The 22,523-nt window shown below is 71.3% G+C and carries 5 protein-coding genes; all 5 read left to right on the top strand.

From position 1 onward, the window contains the following. Positions 1-183: 183 nt before the first annotated feature. The 5 genes from ACFXHB_RS16035 to ACFXHB_RS16015 all read left to right on the top strand — a co-directional run bounded on the left by ACFXHB_RS16035 (position 184) and on the right by ACFXHB_RS16015 (position 22,416). The gene (locus ACFXHB_RS16035; protein WP_380574806.1) at positions 184-19,062 is read left to right on the top strand and encodes a UvrD-helicase domain-containing protein; all 18,879 of its coding nucleotides are present in this window, start codon (positions 184-186) and stop codon (positions 19,060-19,062) included. Between the two features lie 17 nt (positions 19,063-19,079). Continuing rightward, positions 19,080-19,373: a hypothetical protein gene (locus ACFXHB_RS16030; RefSeq protein WP_380574804.1), complete on the top strand. Its 294-nt coding sequence runs from the start codon at positions 19,080-19,082 to the stop codon at positions 19,371-19,373. Between the two features lie 188 nt (positions 19,374-19,561). After that, positions 19,562-20,008 carry a hypothetical protein gene (locus tag ACFXHB_RS16025; protein ID WP_380574802.1) on the top strand — a complete coding sequence of 149 codons (447 nt, stop codon included), beginning with the start codon at positions 19,562-19,564 and terminating at the stop codon, positions 20,006-20,008. Between the two features lie 10 nt (positions 20,009-20,018). Continuing rightward, positions 20,019-20,231 (top strand): hypothetical protein, encoded by a 213-nt coding sequence (locus ACFXHB_RS16020; RefSeq protein WP_380574801.1) that lies wholly within the window; start codon positions 20,019-20,021, stop codon positions 20,229-20,231. A 223-nt stretch (positions 20,232-20,454) separates the two neighbouring features. After that, entirely contained in the window at positions 20,455-22,416 is a 1,962-nt protein-coding gene (locus ACFXHB_RS16015) for a 2'-5' RNA ligase family protein (protein ID WP_380574799.1), read from the top strand. Positions 22,417-22,523: the final 107 nt, after the last annotated feature.

Genomic DNA, 22,523 nt, shown 5'->3' with positions numbered 1-22,523 from the left:
GTCCGCGGCATGCCCGAGATCCGCACTGCCGCTGCCCGCCTTGAGGTCAAGGCCGTTCGCCGGCCATGGAACCCCGCTCTTCACCCGCGTGACAGTCGTGGCCGGTTCGTCGAGACCGGGGGAATCGCGCGCTTGTGGGGTGGCGGTCTCGGGCGGGTTCTTCGGGCGCTGGCTGGCGACAAGGTGCTCGTCGAGCGACTCGACACCGGCGCGCAGGAGAAGCTGTTCGCCAACCGGCTGACCATGGTCGCCCGGCCGGACGGCAGCGCGCCGACTGCGAATCAGGACAAGGTCCAGGCCGAGGACGCGAGGCGCGACGCGCAGTCCGCGAGCGGCGGCCGCGGTGACGGCATCACCAAGCCGGACATCGGCGACCCGCGGGTGGCTGCACAGCCGCACGCGAAGGACGACGACGGGCAGGACATCCCGGACGACAGGCCGACCGCTTCAGGTGTGCTGGAGTCGTGGCGCCGTGGCGAGGTCCGGCCACTGGCCGCTGACTCCGAGAAGCCGCAGGACGCCCAGCTGCGTCGCGAGGCCGCGCGTGGACGCGCCGACACGCTCTCCTCGGTCCAGCTGACTGCGACGGGCCGTCACCTGGTGGGCCAGCAGGACGGTACGTGGCGGGTCTACGAAGCTGCGACCGGCCGTGTCCACGAGGGCCGGCACGCGAGCAAGCGGGATGCGCTGAGCGAGGCCGACGGACTTGAGACCGGTCCGATCCACAAGCAGGGCGGCTGGCAGTCCTACACCCCGGAGGAGCTGAGCGCGGCCGCCGAGAAGGCCGGTGCGCCGGCCGGCCCGGCCGACGAACAGCCCGGCTACCGATGGAGTCAGGCCCGTCTGATCGAGCAGGGCGACTTCGTCGTGGCGGGGAACCCGCTCGTGGATGGGGGCTGGTACACGCGACGGGTCTTGGACGTGGAGCGCGACGGCGGCTACACCACGCTGACGTGGGAGGGGCACGGCGGCCGCAAGGAGACGTTGAAGGTCGCGGACGGTGGCGCGGCGGACGGCTTCCACCTGGTCTCCCACCCGTACTACTACGAGCGGTGGGAACGCGAGCACGGTCGGGATGCGCCGTCCGCTCGCATCGAGGCGGAGGCCCGCGAGAAGGCCGCCGACCGTACGCCGAAGCCGGCGCAGCGGGATGGAGGCTCGGAGCGGCGCAGCGACCATGACGCCGGGCCGCGGGTGCCGGAGACCAGCGACTCGTCGTCGGAGGGCGGTTCCGGCGCCAGCCAGGCCGACAGCGCGAGCGGCGGGGAGCGGGATCGGGGCAGCTGGCTGCCTGGAGGTGAGGCTGTCCCTCGCCGGTTCCACAGCATCAACGAGGTTCGGTATCACTGGGACGACGGCGTCGATGCGAGCAGCGCCGACGCCGTCCAGGCCGACAAGGACCGCCAGGGCGCCTTCCGTGTGGTTCAGCTGACCCGCAGTGAGCAGCTCTCGACCAATGGCCGGTTCATGGTCACGCGCACGCCGAAGGGCAAGTACGTCGTTCACCACGCCGGCACCGGCATTCTGCTCTCGGACCGCTACGGCGATGGTGGAGGCAAGCCGAAGCTTTACTCGACGAAGCGTGAGGCGTTGCTCGTCGCGGATGCGGCGGAGCAGGTTCGTAACGACCGCGGTGACCTGTTTGACTGGGACGCGCCGCACCTGCGGGACCGGGTGACCGATCCGGAGTTCGTCGCGGCCTTCACCCGGGCGATGGCCGACGCCGGGCAGCTGGACAATGGTGGCGGCCGTGATCAGGCCGCGATCGATCGAGGAGGGGACCGGGATGGAGTCGTACGGCAGGCTGGCTCAGCAGTACGCGCGGACGTACCGTCCGGCGGCGACGGCGTCGCTGGGGAGCGAGGCGGAGCAGGAAGCGCACTTCACGAGGGTGGGTCTGCGGGTGGCGGATCTGATCGCGAAGAGGACGGAGGAGCTGCTGGAGCTGAATCCGCCGGAGGGCGACGGCCTTCTGGAGCGGGTGCAGGCGAGGAATCAGGCGCGGTCGCAGGCCCGGGAGCTGGTGCTGAACGACGAGGTGTACCTGCCGAAGGAGCCGGGGACGGAGGACCTGGAGCTGGTGCTCGACGAGGAGTAGCGGCAGGGCAGTTCCGGGCCCGCTCGCAGGAGGATCTCGCCCCGTCCGGCGAGCGGGCGAAGCTGCGCGCCAACGTCGAGGCTCTGCGGACGCTGCGCCGGATCCAGGTCGAAGACCGGCTGGCGACCGACGCGGAGAAGCGAGTCCTGGCGCGCTGGTCGGGTTGGGGCTCCCTCCCCACCGTACTGGCCGACGAACCGCGGCGCGGCAACTACAAGAACGACGAGGCGTTCGAGCGGGCCGTCGAGCGGTGGAAGTCGTTCGCTGGCGAGCGCGCCGAGCTTCATGCCCTGCTGGACGACGGCGAGTGGGCGGCCGCGCAGAAGAACACGCTGAACGCCCACTACACCGACCAGTCACTGGTCGACGCGGTGTGGCAGGCCGTGCAGGCGCTCGGCTTCGATGGTGGGAACGTCCTGGAACCGGGGTCGGGGTCCGGGAACTTCATCGGGGCCGCGCCGGCCGGCACGCACATGACCGGCGTGGAGCTGGACCCGACCACTGCGGCGATCTCCCGGGCGATCTACCCTGACGCGCAGATCCTCACCGAGTCGTTCGCGAAGACGCGGGCGCCGCGCGGCGGCTTCGACGGTGTGGTGGGCAACGTGCCGTTCGGCGACGTCAAGCTCACCGACCCGGTCCACAACAAGGGCCGCAAGCTCTCCATCCACGACCACTTCATCAAGAAGAGCCTGGAGCTGACCCGGCCGGGCGGCCTGGTCGCGGTGGTGTCTTCCCGCTACACCATGGACTCCAAGGACCCCCGGGCCCGCGAGGAGATGGCGAAGCTGGGTGACCTGGTCGGAGCGGTGCGGCTGCCCGAGGGCGCGCACGAGAAGGCGGCCGGCACGCATGTGGTCACCGATGTGCTGCTGTTTCGCCGCCGGGCTGAGGGTGAGGCACCTGGTGACCAGTCGTGGGTGGAGTCGACGCCGGTCGACGTGAACGGCCACCAGGTCGAGGTCAACCGGTACTTCCAGCAGCACCCCGACAACGTCCTCGGCGAGCTGACCACCGGCCGCGGCCAGTTCACCGACCACGACCTGACTGTGCGCGGGGACAAGAACGCCGCGCCAGCGCTGCGCGAGGCCCTGGCTCGGATCACCACGCAGGCCAATGCCGAGGGGCGTGGCTTCGCGCTCCACGAGGCCGGCCCGCGTGAGCAGATCGTGCTCCAGGCGGCCGCCGACCGCCAGCACGAGGGCGCGATCAACGCGCGCCCGGACGGCACCTTCACCCAGGTCATCGACGGCCAGGTCCAGGCGCTCGACGTCCACCACTCTCAGGTGTCGCAGCTGCGGGACCTGCTGGAGCTGCGCAACCTGACCACCGCGCTGCTGGACGAGGAGTCGTCACACGAAGGCAACGACGAGACCGAGCGCATGACGACGCTGCGCGCCGAGCTGAACCGCGCCTACGACGCCTACACGGCCGCGTACGCGCCGCTCGACAAGCCTGGCCAGTACCGCATCTTCACCCCAGACGAGGCTCGGGTGCGGGCGAAGGACGGCGCTCTCGAGAAGGTCCCGGACGAGTGGAAGGCGCCGACCGCCCTCGCCCTCTTCGACGACGACTTCGCGTCGGCGTTCGCGTACGGGCTCGACCGGTGGAACGACAGCACGAAGACCGCGGCGAAGGCGAGCATCCTTCACCAGCGGGTGGTGGCGCCGCGCAAGATCGCTGAGCGCGCGGACAGTCCCGACCAGGCGGTCTCGCTCGCGCTGGAGCACGACGGCGAACTGCGCCTGCCGACCCTGGCACGGCTCATGGGCACGAGCGAGAGCGACGCCCTGGAGCAGCTCGGCACCCGGGTGTTCCGCGCCCCGGAGAGTGGTCGCCTGCTGCCGGCCGCGGACTACCTGTCGGGCGACGTCCGCAAGAAGCTCGCCATCGCCCGCCTCCACCTCGCGGCCGGCCGTGGCGACATGGCGAGCCACGTCGCCGCGCTGGAGGCCGTGGTCCCACGCGACCTGGTCCCCGGGGAGATCAGCGCCAAGATGGGCGCACCGTGGATCGGCGAGGACGACATCACCTCGTTCCTGCGCGAAATCCTCGAGACGCCGCACGTGCGGGCCGAGTACGGCGGCGGCTCGACGTGGGTCGTCGACGGCCCGTCGCAGGGCATCGCCTCCCGCGTCACCTGGGGCACGAAGAAGCGGTCGGCGTCGGAGATCGCCGAAGCGGTCCTGCAGCAGAAGCAGATCACCGTCACCCGCACGCTGCCCGACGGCAAGTCGGCCGTGGACGACGAGGGCACCGCGGACGCGCGCGACAAGGCCTCGGCGATGGCCGAGCGGTTCGCCGCCTGGGTGTGGGAGGACGAGGCCCGCGCCGCACGGCTGGCCAAGGTCTACAACGACCGGTTCAACGGCATCGCGCTGCGCGACTACAGCGACGTCCAGCTGACACTTCCGGGGATCACCGCAGGCTGGAAGATGCGCCCGCACCAGAACGCGGCCATCGCCCGGATCCTCAACGAGCCGTCCGCGTTGCTCGCACACGAGGTAGGCGCCGGCAAGACCGCCACCATGGTCGCCGCGACGCAGGAGCTACGCCGCACCGGGCTGGCGAAGAAGCCAGCCATCATCGTGCCGAACCACATGCTCGCGCAGTTCCGCCGCGAGTACCTGGAGCTGTACCCAAACGCCAAGGTGCTGGCCGCGTCCTCGGCGGACCTGACCGGCAAGAAGCGCCGCAAGTTCATCGCCCGGGCCGCGACCGGCGAATGGGACGCGGTGATCCTGACGCACTCCGCGTTCGGGAAGATTCCGATGACACCCGCCAACCGGCGCGCCTACATGGAGGAGGAGCTGGCACGGCTGCGCCGGCAGATCGCGGACGCGAAGGCCCGGGACGGCAAGTCGCTGACGCTCAAGCAGCTGGAGAACGCGCTCACCAACGCCGAAGAGGCGATGGAGAAGCGCCTGGAGCAGGAGTCCAAGGACACCGGGGCGGTCTACTGGGAGCAGACTGGCGTCGACTATTTGATGGTCGACGAGGCACACGAATTCAAGAACCTGCGCACCGTCAGCAGCATCCCCGGTGCCGCAGTCACCGGGTCGGCGAAGGCCTCCGACCTGCACATGAAGGTCGAGTACCTTCGCGGCCGGAGCGAGTCCGGGCGGGTGCTGACGTTCGCCACCGGCACGCCGATCGCCAACTCGGTGACCGAGGCGTACACGATGAAGCGGTATCTGCGGCCGGACCTGCTGGACGCCGCCGGCATCAGCGACTTCGACTCCTGGGCGGCGACGTTCGGCGACGTCGTGACCGACGTCGAGGTCAAGCCCGACGGCTCCGGGTTCCAGGAGAAGGCCCGGTTCGCGCAGTTCCGCAACGTCCCCGAGCTGCTGCGCATGTACCGGGTCGCGGCCGACGTGCAGACCGCTGCAGACCTGAACCTGCCGACGCCGCGGGTGCGCCGCAACGAGGAGGGCAAGCGCGGCGAGCTGCGGGTCGTACCGATCAGCGCCGAGCAGAAGCAGTACATCGAGGACCTGCCCAACCACCCGGACGCCAAGGAGCCGGGAGGCATCCTCAAGATCATCGGCCTGGGGAAACGCGCGGCAATCGACCCGCGGCTGGTCGGCGGCTACGGCGAAGAGGGCGGCAAGATCGACCACGCCGCCCGGGAGATCGCCTCCATCTACCGGGAGAACAAGGACGCCGAGTTCCCCACGTCCAAGAACGACCCGACGCCACAGCCGCTGAAGGGTGCGCTGCAGCTGGTCTTCATGGACCAGGGCGTGCCCGGCTCGAAGGCCAAGGGCGGCCTGGACGACTACGGCAACGAGCAGCCGGCATGGAACGCCTACGAGCACATGCGGGAGCGCCTGGTTGCATCCGGCGTTCCCCGCGAGCAGATTCGCTTCATCCACGAGGCGGGCAGCGACAAGGCGAAGGCCAAGCTATTCGAGGACGCTCGCAACGGCAAGATCGCCGTGCTCATCGGGTCCACCACCAAAATGGGCACCGGCACGAACATTCAGGACCGGGCCGTTGCCATGCACCACATGGACTACCCCTGGCGCCCGGCCGACATGTCGCAGCGCGAGGGCCGCATCGAGCGACAGGGCAACCTGCACTACCTGCAAGACAAGGACGTCCGGATCATCTCCTGGATCACCGAGGAGACGTTCGACGCCTTCAACGCCGGCACGCTGGAGCGCAAGGCCAAGTTCATCGCGCAGATGAACCGCAAGAACTTCGACCTGCGTGAGATGGAGGACATCGGCGACACCGCGGTCTCCTTCGCGGTGATGAAGGCGCTGGCGACCGGCAACACGACCGTGCTCGACCACGCGAAGGCGGTCAAGGCCCGCGTGGATCTGCAGCGCGCCGATGTGCGCTGGCACCGGCAACAGGACGAGAAGCGTCGTGCAACCGACGTCGTCACTCAGCACATCGCGTGGCTGGACGACGCCTTGGAGGCCTGGCACAACGCACGGGCGCAGCGCGTGGAGACCCGCCGGGATTCGTTCGGGATGACCCTGCCGGGCCGGGAGCGGTTCACCTCGCGCAAGCACGCGGCCGGCCCGCTGCTGGCCCTGGTGAGGGCGGCGATCGAGAACAAGGAGCTGACCTCTGGAGACCGGGTGGCGCTGGGGCAACTCGGCGGCCACACCGCGTACGCGACGGTCGACTACGACATCAGCGGCAACCGGATCGTGCGGGTTGGCTTCGACTGGCCGCTGCTGCGCGGCCGCCGGCTGTCGACCACCCCCGGTACCTACAGCCGCGACGACCTCGGGGACGGCGCGGGCACCGGCATCATCGCCTCGCTGGAGAAGCGCCTGGACGGCCTCGATGACCTGATCGAGGAGGGCGGGCGCCAGCTCGCTGAGTCTGAGGACGAGTTGGTTCGGGCCCGGCGCGGGCTGGGCGGTCAACCGCCCTACGGGGAGGCGTTGAAGTCTGCCGAGCGGCGCGTAGCCCTTCTCGCGCAGCTCATCACCGCCGAGCAGAAGAAGAAGGAGCTACGCGGGCGCGGCGAGCAGGACAAGGAGTTCGTCAAGGCGACGAAGCGCGTCGAGGACCTGGAGTCGCGGCTGGAGGCCGAACGGCCGGCCCAGGACCTCATCGAGAAGGCGGTCGACCCGGATCCCGACATCGATCTGGACAGCCCCGACCCGACGCCGGTGGTGTCCACCGATCGATCCGGCCGGGCCAAGGTCGACGTGCCGGGCCAGCGCCGCGGCCCCGATGGTGCGGCGGCTGGACGCGAGCGGCAGGACGCGGCAGCCCCGGCCGCCGAGCCCGGGGCAACATCGTCCGCGCCGGAAGTGCAGGCCACGCCACAGGCCGCGGCGGACGGGCAGCCGCACCCGTCCACGCTGACGGACGAGCAGATCGCCGACGAGATGACCGCCCTGGAGCCGGACCTGCTCGGCGACGGCGAGGTGAGCGGCGAGGACGTCGCCCGGCACGCAGCACTCGCCAGCGAGCAGGCCGCGCGCGCGGCGAAGGCGCGGGAGACGACGAAGAAGGGGCCGGGCGGCACCTGGGAGGAGATGCAGGCCGAACAGGTGGACGGTGAGGATGCGGGCCTGTTCGGCGCTGCCGACGTGCTCGCCGCGCAGCCGACTCAACGGGCTGGCGACGAGTTCGGTACTCCGGACATGTTCGCCGACGCCGAGGGCGCCACGGACCGGCTCAAGGCCGCGAACCTGCGTCGCGGGGATCGGTACGTCGCCGACGACGGCACAGTGGCGGAGGTCGCCGACAAACCGGAGCTGATCGGCCGAAGCGGCAAGGGCGGGGTGCGGGTGCGCACCACCGACGGCCGCACGCTGATGCACCGCCCCGACCACACCTTCCGCCGGGCCGACGACACCACCCCGTCCGGACGCCGGCCCGATCAGGAGGACCAGCAGACCGCTTCGTCCCCGAAGCCCGACACTGAGGCGCCCGCACCCGACTCGGCCGTCACCCCGGGGCCTTCAGCACATCCGGGCAACGCGCCCGATCAGCTGGCGTCACCGGCGGCCGGGGGTGAGGAGCCTCAGGAGCAGCCGTACGAGAGCGGCGCGGAGTTGGTCACCCCGGACGGTGTCGGCCACTTCATCGGCTCCACCGAGGGCCAGGCGCTCGTCAACGTCGATGGCACGTACGTCATGCACCCGCTGCGCGATGTACATCGGCCCGGGGAGCAGCCCACGGTCGAGGCGCGCCAGGATGCGGCGGTCGCCAGCGAGGCGCGCCGGGCGAAGCTTACGCAGGCCGCCACCCCCGAGGGCCTCACCCTGGACCACGGCGCCCGCCTGCACAGCCTCGACGAAGAGGCCGGGCACGGCTGGATCGCCGACAAGGATGGGACCACCATCGGCTGGGTCCGCTCCCGGCCCGATGAGAAGGGCCGCACGACCTGGTGGGGGCAGGACGGTCGCGGCGGCGCCCCCGAAGACATGACCTGGCATGACAAGATGCCGGCGAAGGCCGGCATCCCGCCGATCCGTGTGGCCACCCACGTCGCGCAGGGCATCGACCTGGGGCACCGCGGCGAGAAGTCCGGCACGGCGCGGCCGGGCAGCGCCCGGCAGGAGGTGAAGTTCACCGAGGCTCAGGTGCGCGAGCTTGCCCAGCTTGCCCAGCCCGACCCGGAGGAGCCGATCGCGTGGAAGCCGGGCGTCTTCCGGCGCTACACGATGCGTTCAGACCAGATGCGCACCCTGCGCGACACCGCGCGTACCACCGCCGATCAGGTGGACACCAGTACGGCGACCGGCCGGCGCCGGCAGAAGACCCTGCGCAACGCGGCCGACAAGCTGGACCGCGAGGCGTACGACACGGACCGCACCCAGGCCACCCTGCCGCGGCCAGGCGAGCCCGACCCGTTCGCCGAGCCGTACAAGGCATCCGAGGAGGCCCCGGAAGCCCCTGCTGCACCGGACACTGACGCGCCCGCTGACCAGGCTTCGCAGGCGCCGGCAACGGACCGGGTCGACTCCCCGGAGAAGCCGGTGCGTGCCGAGGCGCCCGCCGAGAATGTGTCCCCGGGGACAGATTCGGCGCAGCGGCCAGTAGTACGGCCGACGATCGGCGAGCGGCCCGTCACCGGGATGAGCTTCGAGGAGCTCGACCAGGAGCACGACGACCTCGGCGAGGCCATTGAGCGGGTCAAGGACTCGGCCGATCCACTGGATCTGGCGTGGCGGCGCCGGGCGGAGCTGCACCGGTGGGAGGTGGCCAAGGAGCTTAACCGTAAGACGGAGGTCGAGGAGCCGAAGGACCGCGGCGAGGAGATCCAGAACCGGCTGGACGGACACGGGCTGCGCGCCGACGAAGGCGAGGGCCGCAATGTCGAACGGATCGAGGACATGCCGCTGGCGAAGCCTGGCGCCCCCTCCGATGAGGAGTGGGAGCGGATCGACGCGGCGGCGGCCGGGTCGGAGGAGTACCCGCCGACGGCTGAGCAGGCGCTGATTCACGAGGCGGTGGGCAGGCGTGGTCTGAACACTGCGGTGATGGCGCTGGCCGGCACCGGCAAGTCGTCCACGCTCAAGCAGTTGTCCCGGCGCATGCCTGGCAAGCGGATCGACTACCTGGCGTTCAACCGGTCGGTGGCCGAGGAGGCGAAGCAGGCCAAGGCCAAGGGTGAGTACGCGGACAACGTCACCCCGCAGACTGCGAACGGGATGGCGTTCCGGGCCGTGAACCAGCGCTACCGGGACGCCGGCCGGGACCTCGGGAAGCGGCTTCCGCAGGACGGCGAGGGTGGTGCGAAGCGGCAGACCGCGCAGACGGTGGCGGACCTGATGCGGGTCTACGACTGGGTGGAGTACGCGCCGGGCCAGTCCCTAAAGCCGTCGTCGGCCGCCTACCAGGCCCGTGACCTGATCTCGCGGTGGAGCCAGTCCGCCGATGAGGAGATGGGACCGCAGCACCTGAGCCTGCCGCCGTGGATCGCGGAGGAGCACCGCGGCGCCCTGTTCGAGGCGCTCAAGCCGATTGCCGACCGGATGTGGACGGACATCCTGGACCCCAACGGCAAGCTGACGTACGACCAGGACTACATCGTCAAGCAGTGGGCGCTGTCCGGGTTCAAGGTCGACAGCGATGTGATCTTCTTCGACGAGGCACAGGACGTGAACCCCGTGCTCGACGGGGTCGTGCGCGCCGCAATGAAGCAGGGCGTGCAGGTCGTCGCGGTCGGCGACTCCAACCAGTCGATCTACGGGTTCCGGGGCGCCACCGACGCCCTTGCCCGCTTCCCCGTCGACGCCCGACTCACCCTCACGCAGTCGTTCCGCTTCGGCCCCGAGATCGCCGAGATCGGCAACCGGTTCTTGCGCCTGTCCGGCACCGAGATGCGCCTCAAGGGCCTGGACAGCAAGGACTCCCGGATCGCCGAGCTGGGGCCGGACGACGCGGACGCGGTGCTGTGCCGCACCAACGCCACTGCCGTCATCGAGGCGATCGACGCACTCGACCGCGGCAAGCGCGTCGCCGTGGCCGGCGGCCTGGAGGAGATCCGGAAGTTCGTGGAGGCCGCCCGCCAGCTCCAGGCCGGCGAGAGGACCAATCACAAGGACCTCGCCGACTTCGCCGCCTGGGACGACGTGGTCCAGTACGTCGAGGAGGAGTCCGAGGCGGCCGGGTCGATGCGCACCCTGGTCCAGCTCATCGAGAACGACTCCGACGGCAAGCTCGCACGGCTGATGGAATCCGGCGGCCTGGCCGCCGACATCCACATCACCGACGACGGCGAACGGCTGTGGATCTCCGGTACCAAGTACGGCGACCCGGACCACGAGGACTTCACCAAGTGGCTCAAGGACGCGAAGGCGAACGGCTTCGGGAAGCTCGCCTGGGACGACCAGTCGAAACGGTGGTACTACCAGCCGGGCACGCACACCGTGCGGCACAAGTCCGGCCGGGTGTGGACTGTGAAGAACCCGGACGGCAACCGCGATGCCGCGCGCGCCACCATCCAGGAGTACATCAACCACAACAGCCACGCGCCGGCAGACGGCGAAGGCGGGATCGTCGCCGAGCACCAGGACCCGGACGTGGTGATCTCCACCGCCCACAAGTCCAAGGGCCTGGAGTGGCGTCGGGTGCGGATCGCCGGCGACTTCCGCGGCCCGGAGGTCAACGACAGCGGCCGGCACGAGCTAGCCACGATGCCCAGTGACGAGGACCTGCGACTGTCCTACGTCGCGGTCACCCGCGCCACCGAGACGCTGGACGCCGGAAGCCTGGGCTGGGTGTGGGACGTGACCCGCACCCACGACCCGATGGAGCGCCCCGACACCGACTACCCGCGCGACTGGACGCCTGAGGACTTCGCCAAGGGCGACACCGTGCTGTACGTCAGCGAGGACGGGGAGCAGCTGCTCACCGGCGAGGTCGGCACGGTGGGCAACGTCCTGACGGTCAGGGACCAGGAGACTGGGCGGCGGTCGACCATCTCCCTGCAGCAGGTCCGTTGGCGTAACGGTGAGCCGCAGCCGCGCGCCGTTGTCGCCTCGGACGAGGACCTGCAGAATGCGATCGACTCCGGCCGGTACTCGGCACCCAGCGGGCAGGGGCCGGTCGACACTCAGGCGCCGGCGGCCGACGGCGTGACCGGCGACGAGGAGGTGCAGTCTCCCGATCAGGTCGGCGCCGCGCCGAAGCCGGTCGCACCGGACGCCGGGCCTGCCCTGGAAGCCGGGAACGCGCAGGACCCTGTCGGAACGCCGACGGGCGACGCCTTCGACGTCCTGCGCCCTGAGCCCGGCCCGCAGGATGTCGAGCGAGGGCAGCGCGGCCTCCTCCCGGCTGTCGGGCCAGAGGTTCGGCCGGACGGGAACAGTGTCCTGCTGTCACCGGACGAGGTTGACGCCGACCTGCGCTCCATCTCGCCGGACAGCGCGGATGCCGAGCAGCCGAACAGGCATACGGCAGTCGACGATCGGAACATTCCACGCGGCAATGGGGCAGCCTCCAGACACGAGAGGAACCTCCACGGTGGTTCGGACGGTGAGGATCTCCCTGTGCCCGGCGGCGATGACCCGATGCCGCTCGCGTTGCCCGGCGCGGGTGACGCCACGTCGCAGCCGGCTGGCCACAGCGGTGTGACCATCAACCGGACCCACGCCAAGGCGGACCGATACGAGCTGTGGCGTGATGGGCGCCGGATCGGCAAGGTCTCGCGCAGGGGCAAGGGCGAGACCTGGATCGCCGAGTACCCGTTCGGCATCCACGGCGGGATGAAGACGGACAGCGACCGCGGTAAGACCTCCCTCTATCCGACGGTTGAGGATGCCGTCGCCCGGGTCGTGGCGTCGTACCGGCCCGTCCCGCTGGACCGCTCGCCCTACGAGCTGTGGAGCCTGGCCCACAAGCTCTACATGGTTCTGTTCAAGCGCGGGATGACTACCCGCTCACAGCTGGACGAGGAAACGGGACGGCTCTACCGCGAACTCGAGTTCCTCCTGCGCGACATGAGCAACGGCAGCAGTGGAGACGGCAGCAACCCGGAGGTCATTCGGTGGGCGCGCGACCGCTTCCGTGAGCTGGCACGCCGGCATGAGGGCGATCCCGATCACGCGATGTTCATGAAGGGGGATGAGCTGGGCGATGTGCTGGACGCGTTCGCTCCCGAGGAGCGCGCGCACCGGCGGGCGGGGGCGCCGAGTCGGGCGGAGGTTGAACACGAGGAGCGGGAGAGCGAGTGGCGCCGAGCCCGCGTCGTGGCGCAGGTCGAGGGCGGCCCCAAGCCGGCACCGTACGGTCCCGACGAGGTGAGCGACCACGTTCCCGCCCCTGAGGTCGACCGTGACCGTTCCTCAACGCCCCATCCGCGGCCGAGCGAGGACGATGGTGAACAGCGTCAGGAGCAAGGTCGGGAAGACGAGCAGGGCGGGCCAGTCGGGGAGAGCGTCCGAAGGCACGACGACGACGAGGGACACGGAACAGCCAGCCCGGATGTCGACCGGTCAGGTGATGATGGCAACGGGGACGGAGGCGACAGTCAGGACTCGGCTGACGACCAGGATCCCGCTCCGGACGACGAGAACGGGGACGACAACGGGGACGAGCGTCGCCGGCGCCGACGACGGCGCCGGCGGCGGCGGCTCCGCCCGGACGGGCCGGACCTCGACGTGGACCCCGACGGGCCGGACCTTCCGCTGATTGGCGCGCCACTTCCCGGGGGCACCCCGGTGCCGCGCGGGCGCGGATCTGAAACTGACGGACCTGTGGACGTGCCATCCGGAAGTGGGCACGAAGCGGGCCCGGATGCGGCGGGCACGCGGGTGCGCCGCGGCGGAAAGGTCCATCCGCCACACGGAGTTGTGGCGAGCCACTGGAGCCCGGAGGAAGGCGGGCAGGTCCCGAACGTCGCCGGACGTTTTGCTGCAGCGGCTGGCGGCCACCCGGACGACGCCAAGGAGTGGGGCGAGCTGCTCGGCGAGGCCGAGGCGATGGATCCGCTCGGCCAGTTCGACGCCAACGTGCGGCACTTTCTCGGCGAGCACGATGGCCTCGTTCGGGAGTTCCTGGCTGAGCGCGCCGGGATCCTGCGGGCCGCCGTCGAGGCCGTGGGCGAGCGAGCGCGGACGGACTATCTGGAGCGCCTACGTTCCGCGGCCGGCCCGAAAGCGGCCGAGGTGACCTATTACGGGTCTTACCGGGGAGACGGGCGGCGTGGCAGCCCGGGCATCGTCGGCGAAGGCCGGTACTACACCGAGGTCCGGGACGTCTTCGCGCAGCATGTTGCGCAGGCTCGGGCGGAGGCCGAACGACGAGGGGTCGCGCCGGATGTCGCCGAGCGGTTCCTGAAGCAGGCCGACGGCCTGGATCCGGACGGGCGGTCCCCCGTCGACGATCACAGCACCGCCGACCCGGTGAACGTGGCCAGGCATGAGGCCTTCGTCGCCATGGTGGCCGGCCTGCCGGACGACGTCCGCCAGGAGAGGTTTCCCGGCGTCCTTGAGGGTCACGAGCGACGTCGGGCGCAGCTCGGCGCGGTGCAGGCCGAGCGGGCCTCGGAAGCTTCACCCTCGGGCACTCGCGAGGCTGACGTGCCCGACGAGAGCGAGCACCTGACGCGGGTGCGGGGGCGGTTCGCCACTGGGGAAGGCATCCCCGGCAGCACAAGGAACCGCGCCTACGTGGCGCGGATCGGTGCCAACCCAACGCTGGGTGTGTCGCCCGGCGGCGGGGTGGCGTACTGGTCGAAGGACGGCGGCCGCAGCTGGGAGTTCGGGCACGCTTACACGGGTGCGACGGTCGGTCCGCGGGATGCCAGCACGGTGGAGGGCAGCCGCGAGGATGCGGCGGCGATGGCTGCCCGCTACGAGCAGTTGGTCGACGAGGCCAACAGGCCGTTCCCGTGGGATGCGCCAGACGCGCAGAAGTCCGGTCGTGGGTGGCGTGACGCAGAGGGCCGGAAGATCGGCGAGGCGATGCGGGCGGTGCGCGACGAGCACGCCGCACCGCAGGGTGTCGCCGGCGTGTCCGGCGACGTCCCGGAGCGGTCTGATCCGGACGTGCCGACGATGGACGCCAACAACCGGATGTTGCCGGCCGACCTAACGGATGTCGACGAAGCCCTGCTGGAGGCGCATCTGGCCGTGGTCAGCGACCAGGTCGCTGCGACCGGTGAGTGGGACAACCCCGAGCTGCACCGGATCGCCGACGAACTGGACCGTCGGACCGCGCAGCGTGGTGACTACTGGCGTGCCCTTGTGCCGTTGGCCACGCAGGCCTCGGACGCGGTGCCGGCCGATGATTTCGAGCGGGCGGCCGAGGATCAGCTGATGGACCAGTTGGCCCGTCTGTACCCGACGAAGGAATCCCGGCGGGAGTACTTGGAGCGGGTGGAGACGGAGCGTCAGCGGCTGCGCTACCAGTACGACAACGAGTACAGGTCGACGGTCAAGGACGCGGTCGAGGAGTACACCAAGGGCTACCTGGTGCGTCGGGAGTCTGCGCAGAAGGCGCGGGCAGCCCGGGCACAGCAGGAGGCGGAGGACGCCCGGGCTGCGGCCGAGGGCCGTCCGGCCCGACGGGTCGCCGCCGGTACCCGCATCGATGACCCGGACTACATGCTGTTCGAGGCACCTGAGGCCGTCTTCGACAAGCACGCCAGCGACGAGCTGCGCGAATGGATCGAGTATCACAACGGTGGTGAACGGCCGGTCTCCTTCAGCCGCTACTACCAGAAGCACCTGGCCAGCGAGCGGACGGCCCGAGCACAGTGGGAGGACGAACAGGACCATGCCCGTGCGACTGGGCCCGGTGAGCAGGTTCCCGGGTCGCACACATCGAGCGAGGATGCCGGCCGGCCGGCCGGTGGCGCTTTGGACGCCCGGAGCGATGGTGCGCCGCAGGCCGAGGTGCCGGGTGCGCAGCGGCAGGCCGCCGAGGTGTCCGACGGCGAACGACTCGCGGCCGGACAGGAGGCGCCCGGGGATCGGGCGGCGGGGGTTCCAGAGGTGGGTACGCCGGAGCCGGTCGGTGGTCGGCCTGCGCAGTGGGTCGGCGTCGATCAGCTGCGCCAGGGCGATGTCGCGCGGGTCGAGGGTACCGACGGGCACGGGCGCCCGGTCGCCCGAGCCGGGTGGGTGTTGGGCCTGCGAGAGGAGACCGTCGAGCAGAGCGGCCGGTTCGTGCGCGGCTACGAGGTGACCATAGCCGAGGACATCGACGGAGCGACGGGCCGGCGCGGCGGGGTGTTCGTGCCAGCCGACGCCCAGGCCGCCCGGGCCAGCAAGCCGGACCATCCGGCTGGCGACGGCGCGTTGCTCTCCGGCGCGCAGTTGGAGGCGATGACCGGGCGCCTGGACGGTGACCATCCGACCGACCGCCGCGGGCAGGGGCTGTTCCCGGGGTCTCTGGTACGCGGCCCCGGCGGCGAGGGCATGGTGATAGGAGTGACCGGCTCGACGTCGTCGGTGCGCTACGACGGTCGTCGGCATGACCAGGACGCGGCGCCGGGGGACCTGGAGGTCACCGACGGCGGCGCGGCGCGGCCGGCCGGCTGGACCCGCGACGGCCAGCACATCAAGCCGGGCCAGGTCGCCGTTGACCCGGACAGCCGCCGGCCGGTGGGCGTCGTGCAGTCCGTGGAGGGCGACACCATCGAGGTGGCGACACCGGACGGCGTCGTGATGACCGACGGTGCAGCGCTCACCGTGGCGCGCGATGGGCATCCGGACGAGGCCGGGCCCGCCGTTGTGGAGCTGCGGCCGGTGGCCGCCGGGGACCTTGACGACGGGGACGTCGTGTTGGTCGACGACGCCGGGCACAAGACTCCCGTGCGCATCGTCGGGCAGCCAGAACGCTCCGGTGACAACGTCGTCGTGGACTACGAGGAGGTGGAGAGCGGAGCCGCCGGGCAGCTGCACGCCGACCGGTCGCTGCTGATGGCACGCGCCACCGGCGCCGCTGGCCGACCTGCAGACCTCGCTCCGCAGGAGGCCGTCACCGGGATCGACGACACCCGTCGGATCACCCCGGTGGTCACCGAACCGGAGGCCGGCCCCGTGGTCACGCCGCAACTGACGCCCGCCGAGCGCGCGCGGATCCACGACCTGGGGCTGGGCGAGGGTGACGACCCGCTGGCGCAACAAGCCGCTGATCGGATCGACGCCGGAGTAGGAGTGAGCGTCGGACAGGCCCAGGCTCTTCAGGAGGCGCTGCGCCAGCACGCCGACCCCGCCACTGGCGAGGGCCGTACGGCTGGGCGCGCGGCGAACCGGCTCGCCGAGGCCTCCGGCGGCCAGCCGTCGCCGGCCAGGACCGCGCCCATTCCGGGCACCGCCGGGGACCTGGTGCCGGGCGACCAGGTCGCCGTCCCGCAGGGCGACGGCACGTCGAAGCCAGTCGTGGTGACCGACTCCCGGCCGGGGCCAGGCGGTACGCAGGCGGTGACGCTGGAGGACGCCTACGGCATCGAGGAGGAAGAGGTGATGGTGGCCGCAGCGCCGGTTCACCACCTGCCGGACCCGCCGGCACCCGTTACCGCCTCGGGCGGGGAAGCCCCGGCCCTGGTTCCGGCTGCTCCGCGGCCGCGCACGGGCGATGTCGTGACGGCTCGCGCCCGCGAGGCGATCGTCGCTGTCGTTCAGGCTGCCCTGGAGGGGGTGGTGCCGGGCACCATCCACGCACTGCGGCAGTCGGTCGCGGAGCGGCTGGCACCCGGCGGCGCCCGCGGTGGCGAGCGGCGCGCGGCGGCCGACGCTGCCGAGGCCCTTCGTCGGCTGGGCCTGGACGCTTCGGCGCACGGCCACGCCGAACAGGCCGTGCGGCATGCCGCACGGAACGCCCGCGCGGCCGCGGTGCGGGCGGTGCTACGCACGCTCAACGACCTGGAGCCGCTGGACGGGGAGTCGGAGGAGGACACAGCGGAGCGCGCGGTGCGGCTGCTGCGCCGAATCCCCGAGGGCATCAACGCGTCGCACTTCGCGCTGGTGGCGATGGCCCGCTCGTACCGGGCCGCCGGCACACCGGCAAGTTCGACCGGGCAGCACTCCGGTACTGGCGGTCGGGCACCTCAGGGTGCCAGCCAGTCGGTGGCGGCATTCACTGGTCGCGCGGTCGGCGCCGCGCTGGGTGCGGCTGTCGCGGCAATGCGCGGTCGGCGGCTGGACCAGCAGCAGGTCGAGTTGATCGTGCAGTCCGCGGTCCAGGCCATGGCCGAGGGCCAGGAGGATGTGGCACGCGAGATCGTCGACGGTGTGCCGGAGCAGGCTCGTCCCGGGTTGTTCTCCCGGGTCATGGCCACGCTGGTACGCCTGGCCCGCCGGGTCGCAGCCTGGCTTCGGGAACTGCTGCGCAAAATCGCCACGACGTGGCGGGGTGAGGACGGCACGCGGCTGGAGCGGGTACGTGAGCGGATGCTGCGCCGGTTGCGGTGGTGGCCGGAGACACAGGAGATCGAGGCCGATGTCGCGGCCGCGGTCGACGGTGCCCAGGAGGATCCCGGTGGGACGGACCTGACGCCGTGGCTGGCTCTGCTTCCCGTGGGGCAGTTCGGCCGGGTCGAGCGGACGGTCAGCCGCTGGGAGACGGCGAGCACCGCCGATCTCGAGGCCGGCCGGCTTCCGCAGGTCGCCGAGGAGCGTCGTTGGGTGGCTGATCGGTCGGTGGACGGCGGGCCGGGCCCGGAGGCGCTGCGACACCTGGCGGCTGTGCGCGGCGCGGGTGAGGCCCTGGACGCGGCCGTCACCGCCCGGCTGCGGGAGGCGGCGCCGGAGCTCGGTACCGACCCACACGCCCGGATGCAGGCGATGCGCCTCTACGCGCAGGCTGCGGTCCGACGCGCGGACCGGATCGCTGCCGAGGCGGCGGCCGGTAGCCGGGACGCCGAGGTGGAACTCGGGAGTGCCCGGGCCGAGGCCCGCCAGGCGCGGGCGGACGAGCAGCGAACCCAGGCGGCCTACGGGGCCGCGCTGCGTGACGCCGCCCGTCACGCTGTCGGGAAGGTCCGGCAGATGGGCCCAGGCACCGGCGGAGGCCTGCGGGCCGACGGCGAGGGCACGGAGCGTCTCCGCGGCCTGGAGGCTCTGCTGCCGGCCGACTGGCTGGCTGCCGCTGGACCGGTGACGGCCAGTCGCGGTGCCCGCCGCGGTTCCTACCATCCGCAGACTGGGCACCTGACCGTCGGGGACGGTGACGCGACGGCGCTGCACGCCCTGGCTCACCACCTTCAGCACTCGCTTCCGGAGCTGGCGGCCGCCGAGGAGGCCTACCACTGGGTCCGTACCTCCCGAGGCGAGGTCGGTACGCGGGAGCGGGCCCCGCAGGTCCGCCTTGCCGAGGTGTTCCCCGGCGGCGGGCACCACCCGCGGGCGACCGCCCGGCAGGGCGGCTGGGCGGACCTGTTCACCGGCTCGGAGCCGGCTGACGGCCGCTCCTGGGAGGTGCTGCCGACCGCGCTGGAGGCGATGTTCACCGGGTCAACGTGGTATCTGGACGACGACCTACGGCAGTGGCTGCTCGGCGTGATGGGCACGCTGGGCCGGCGTGCGTGAGCGGATCGGAGGACGTGATGACGTTTCGGGTGACGGGCACGCTGCCCGACGGGCAGTTGTACGAGGTGGAGGTCACCGGTCGAGCCGACCGGCCGGTGACCGGCTCCCGGCTGGTGGCCACGATGGTGGAGGCGGCGCAGCAGGACGAAGTGCTAGTGCGTCCGTCGCCGACAGAGGCTCCGGTGGTGGTGGACGGCGGCGACGCGCGGTCGGTGCTGGCGCTGCTGGTGGAGCGCAGCGGCCGGATCCTCGGGACGCACGGCGTGCTGCCGCGGCCCGAGGGGGTGCATGTCGCCGGGACGGTGTACTGACCTGGGGGCGTGCGCTGTCCGACACGCGCCGTCGCCGAGGCATGCACCGCATGGGACCGGCTGGAAGAGTGGGCGCGACCGTGCCCGGAGAGGTGGCGTCGAGAGGATCCGACGAGTAGAGGTTCTGGCGAACGATTCGACAGGTGCGCTGCGCGACACAAGCCAGTCGAACAGCGCACCTTCGCCATGTGCGCACCTATCGAATCTCCGTGAAGTCCTTTCCCCCCGCGCCGGGTAGCCCGGCGCCGGCTGGCCAGGACCCGGCGGCCGCCGAGATGCCCAAGTCGCAGACACCCGCCGACGACGCACGGCAGTGGGCGGGCGACCCATACGACGAGGGCGACGAGCCGCAGCCGGACGATCCTTCGATCACTGCCCGCTTCTCGGACCCCGCCGGTGAGGAGGCCTGGCTGGAGCGGGCACCGGACGGCACGCTGACCGGGTGGCTGCGGGATCCGTCCGGACAGGTCTACCGCTACTCGGACCCCGATGCCTGGGCGGTGGACGTGGACGACGCCGGACTGTCCCCGGCGGGCGACGCCACGCCAGCCGAGGAACAGCCCGAGGAGGAGCCGGACAACCCGGAGACGGGCGGCGGCGAGGAGAATGAACGTCTGGACGAGTTGCAGAAGTAGGAGGAGAACGATGGAGCCTCGGGATCTTCCCGGCTCGGGCGAGGCCGTACGGGCCGCCGCTGACGGCGCGCAAGCGGCGCGCGCGGGCAAGAAGCTGTCGGAGTGCCCCTACTCGGCCCAGGCCGACACATTCCTGGAGCGGTTCCGGTACCGGTTCTGGACGCGCGGCTTCACGGACGCGGAGAGCGGCGAGACACAGCCCCCGCCGCAGTCCGCGCTCTGAACATCGTTCGGGCACGACCAGAAACACCCTGAGCTTCCTCGCAGGTCTGCCTTGGGTGCCTGAATGAGCGAACCACGCGACGGTAAGGGGGCGCAGCGGGCACGGTCGCGGGGCCATTCGTCCCCGGTCCTGGAGGAAGCTCACCGTGCCGCCGCCGCGTACACCAGCCCGGCCGCCCCGCCGCCTACAGGGCATCGTCACCGCTGTCTGCGCCGTCACCGGGGTGCAGGACGAGGTCGGGGACGTGATCCTGCCTGGGGCTTTCACGCGCACCATGGCCACCCGACCCGTCAAGCCCGTGTTCTCTCACGAGTGGCGGGACCCGATCGGGGTCTGCCACCGGGTAGAGGAGTGGCTGCCCGGGGATTCCCGGCTGCCGAAGTCCACCCCGATGGGCATGCCATGGCCGAAGGACGCCGGCGCCCTGGTGGCCGACGTCGGCTTCAACCTGCGCACCACCCGCGGACGGGACACCTTCGAGCAGGTGAGGCAGTGGCACGAAGAGGGCGGTGGGGCCCAGTGGTCCATCGGCTACGTCGTCCCCAAGGGCGGCGCGACCAAGCGCGCGGGCGTGCGCATCATCCACGACCTCGACCTGTACGAGGTCTCGCCGGTGCTGCACGGCGCCCACCCCCTCACCATGGCGCTGGAGGTCAAGGGAAGCCCGGCCGGCCAGCCGGCCGGGCTGGAGTACAAGGCCACCGGGCAAGCACACGGCGAGCCTCAGGCTGGCCAGGGCGTGATGATCGCCCTGTACCCGCCGCGCGAGGTCGCCGAGGAACTGGCTCACCCGCAGGGCACGGCCGCCGACGACCTGCACATCACCCTCGCCTACCTCGGCCAGGCCGATGCCCTGGGCGGACATCCGGACGATCTGGTCGACCTGATCCGCTCTGCCACGGCCGGCGCGCCACAGCTTGACGGGCAGGTCGGCGGGATCGGCCGCTTCCCTGTTGGAGAGGCCGGCGTACCGGTGTGGGTGCCGGTCGACGTGCCCGGTCTGGCGGAACTCCAGCAGCGGGTCGCGTCCCGGCTGGCTGGCTCGGTCTATGCCGAGGCCCTGCACCAGGATCACGGCTTCACCCCGCACCTGACCCTGGGCTACGACCTGCCCGACGACATACCGGCGGTGGAGCCGACCCCGGTCGCCTTCGACGAGGTGGTCGTCGTCCGGGGCCACGACCGGGCGACGATCCCGCTGGGCCGCGCCGAAGACCAAGCTGCCGACGAGCCGGCCGCCACACCGACGCCTGCGCCGGTGGCCGAGGTGGAGGTGAAGACGGCGCGCCAGGCCGTCGCCGCCGCGAAGGCCTCCCCAACAGGACGGGGGGTTCTCGAGATGAAGACCGCCCACCAGGCCGTTGCGGGGGCCAAATCACTCAGCACCGCGGTGCTGCCCGAGGTCGAGGAGAAGAGCATGCAGCGGCCGATGGCCGGATCGTACGAGGAGCAGCAGGACCGCCTGCGCGAGGCCGTGCAGGTGCTCTTCTTGCCCAACCAGGAGAGCGCGGCTGAGGCCGCGTGGGTGTGCGTCGAGGCGACGTTCCCCGACCACGTCATCGTGTCCGTGGCCCGGCCCGAACCCGGGGAGACGGTCACCTACTCGGTGTCGTACGAGACGACCGGCGACGTCGTCGCCCTCGGCACTCCACAGCGGGTCGAACTCGCCGTCGTGGCGGTCGAGACCGACGCCGCGGGCGATGTCGAGGAAGAGGAGGAGGTGGATCCCGAGGAGGCCGCCGAGGCGCGGTTCCTGCGGCCCGCCGCTGGCCGGCTGGCTGACGCCACCTCGGCCATCGCGGTCGCCGACGTTGACCCGGAGCGGTTGGAGGATCTCCGGCCGGCCGTTGAACGGCTGCTGCGCACCCTGGCACGCAAGGGGATGCCGATCGACGACGCCGGTGACAGTCCGGACGACGACTTCGACGACGAGTGGGGCCTGTACGACCATCTCGACGATGACGACGAAGCCGGTGAGATGGGTGCCACGGACAGTGCGCCCGACGCTTCGACGCCGAGCCCGGCCGGTGAATCGGGGACCGACTCTGAGCGGACAGACAGGCGGCCGGCGGTGCCCGCAGACCCTGCGCCCGACCCGGGCACAAGCAACATTGGCAACGACAGCACCTCGGTCACTCTTGACCCCGACGAGATCGAAGCCCAGCTCAAGGCCCTGTCGGCCTGACCCGATACCCGCTCACCGTGCTGCCGTGCCAGCAAGGTGCGGCAGCACGCGACGTTAACCACCTTGTTCCCTTCCACTGTCCCGGACGTTGAGTCGTCCCGGTGCTG

The organism is Kitasatospora sp. NPDC059327 (assembly GCF_042752535.1).
In the GTDB taxonomy this organism is placed as follows: domain Bacteria; phylum Actinomycetota; class Actinomycetes; order Streptomycetales; family Streptomycetaceae; genus Kitasatospora.
Note: the sequence above shows the minus strand (reverse complement) of the source record. Positions and strands in the feature narration are given on the sequence as shown.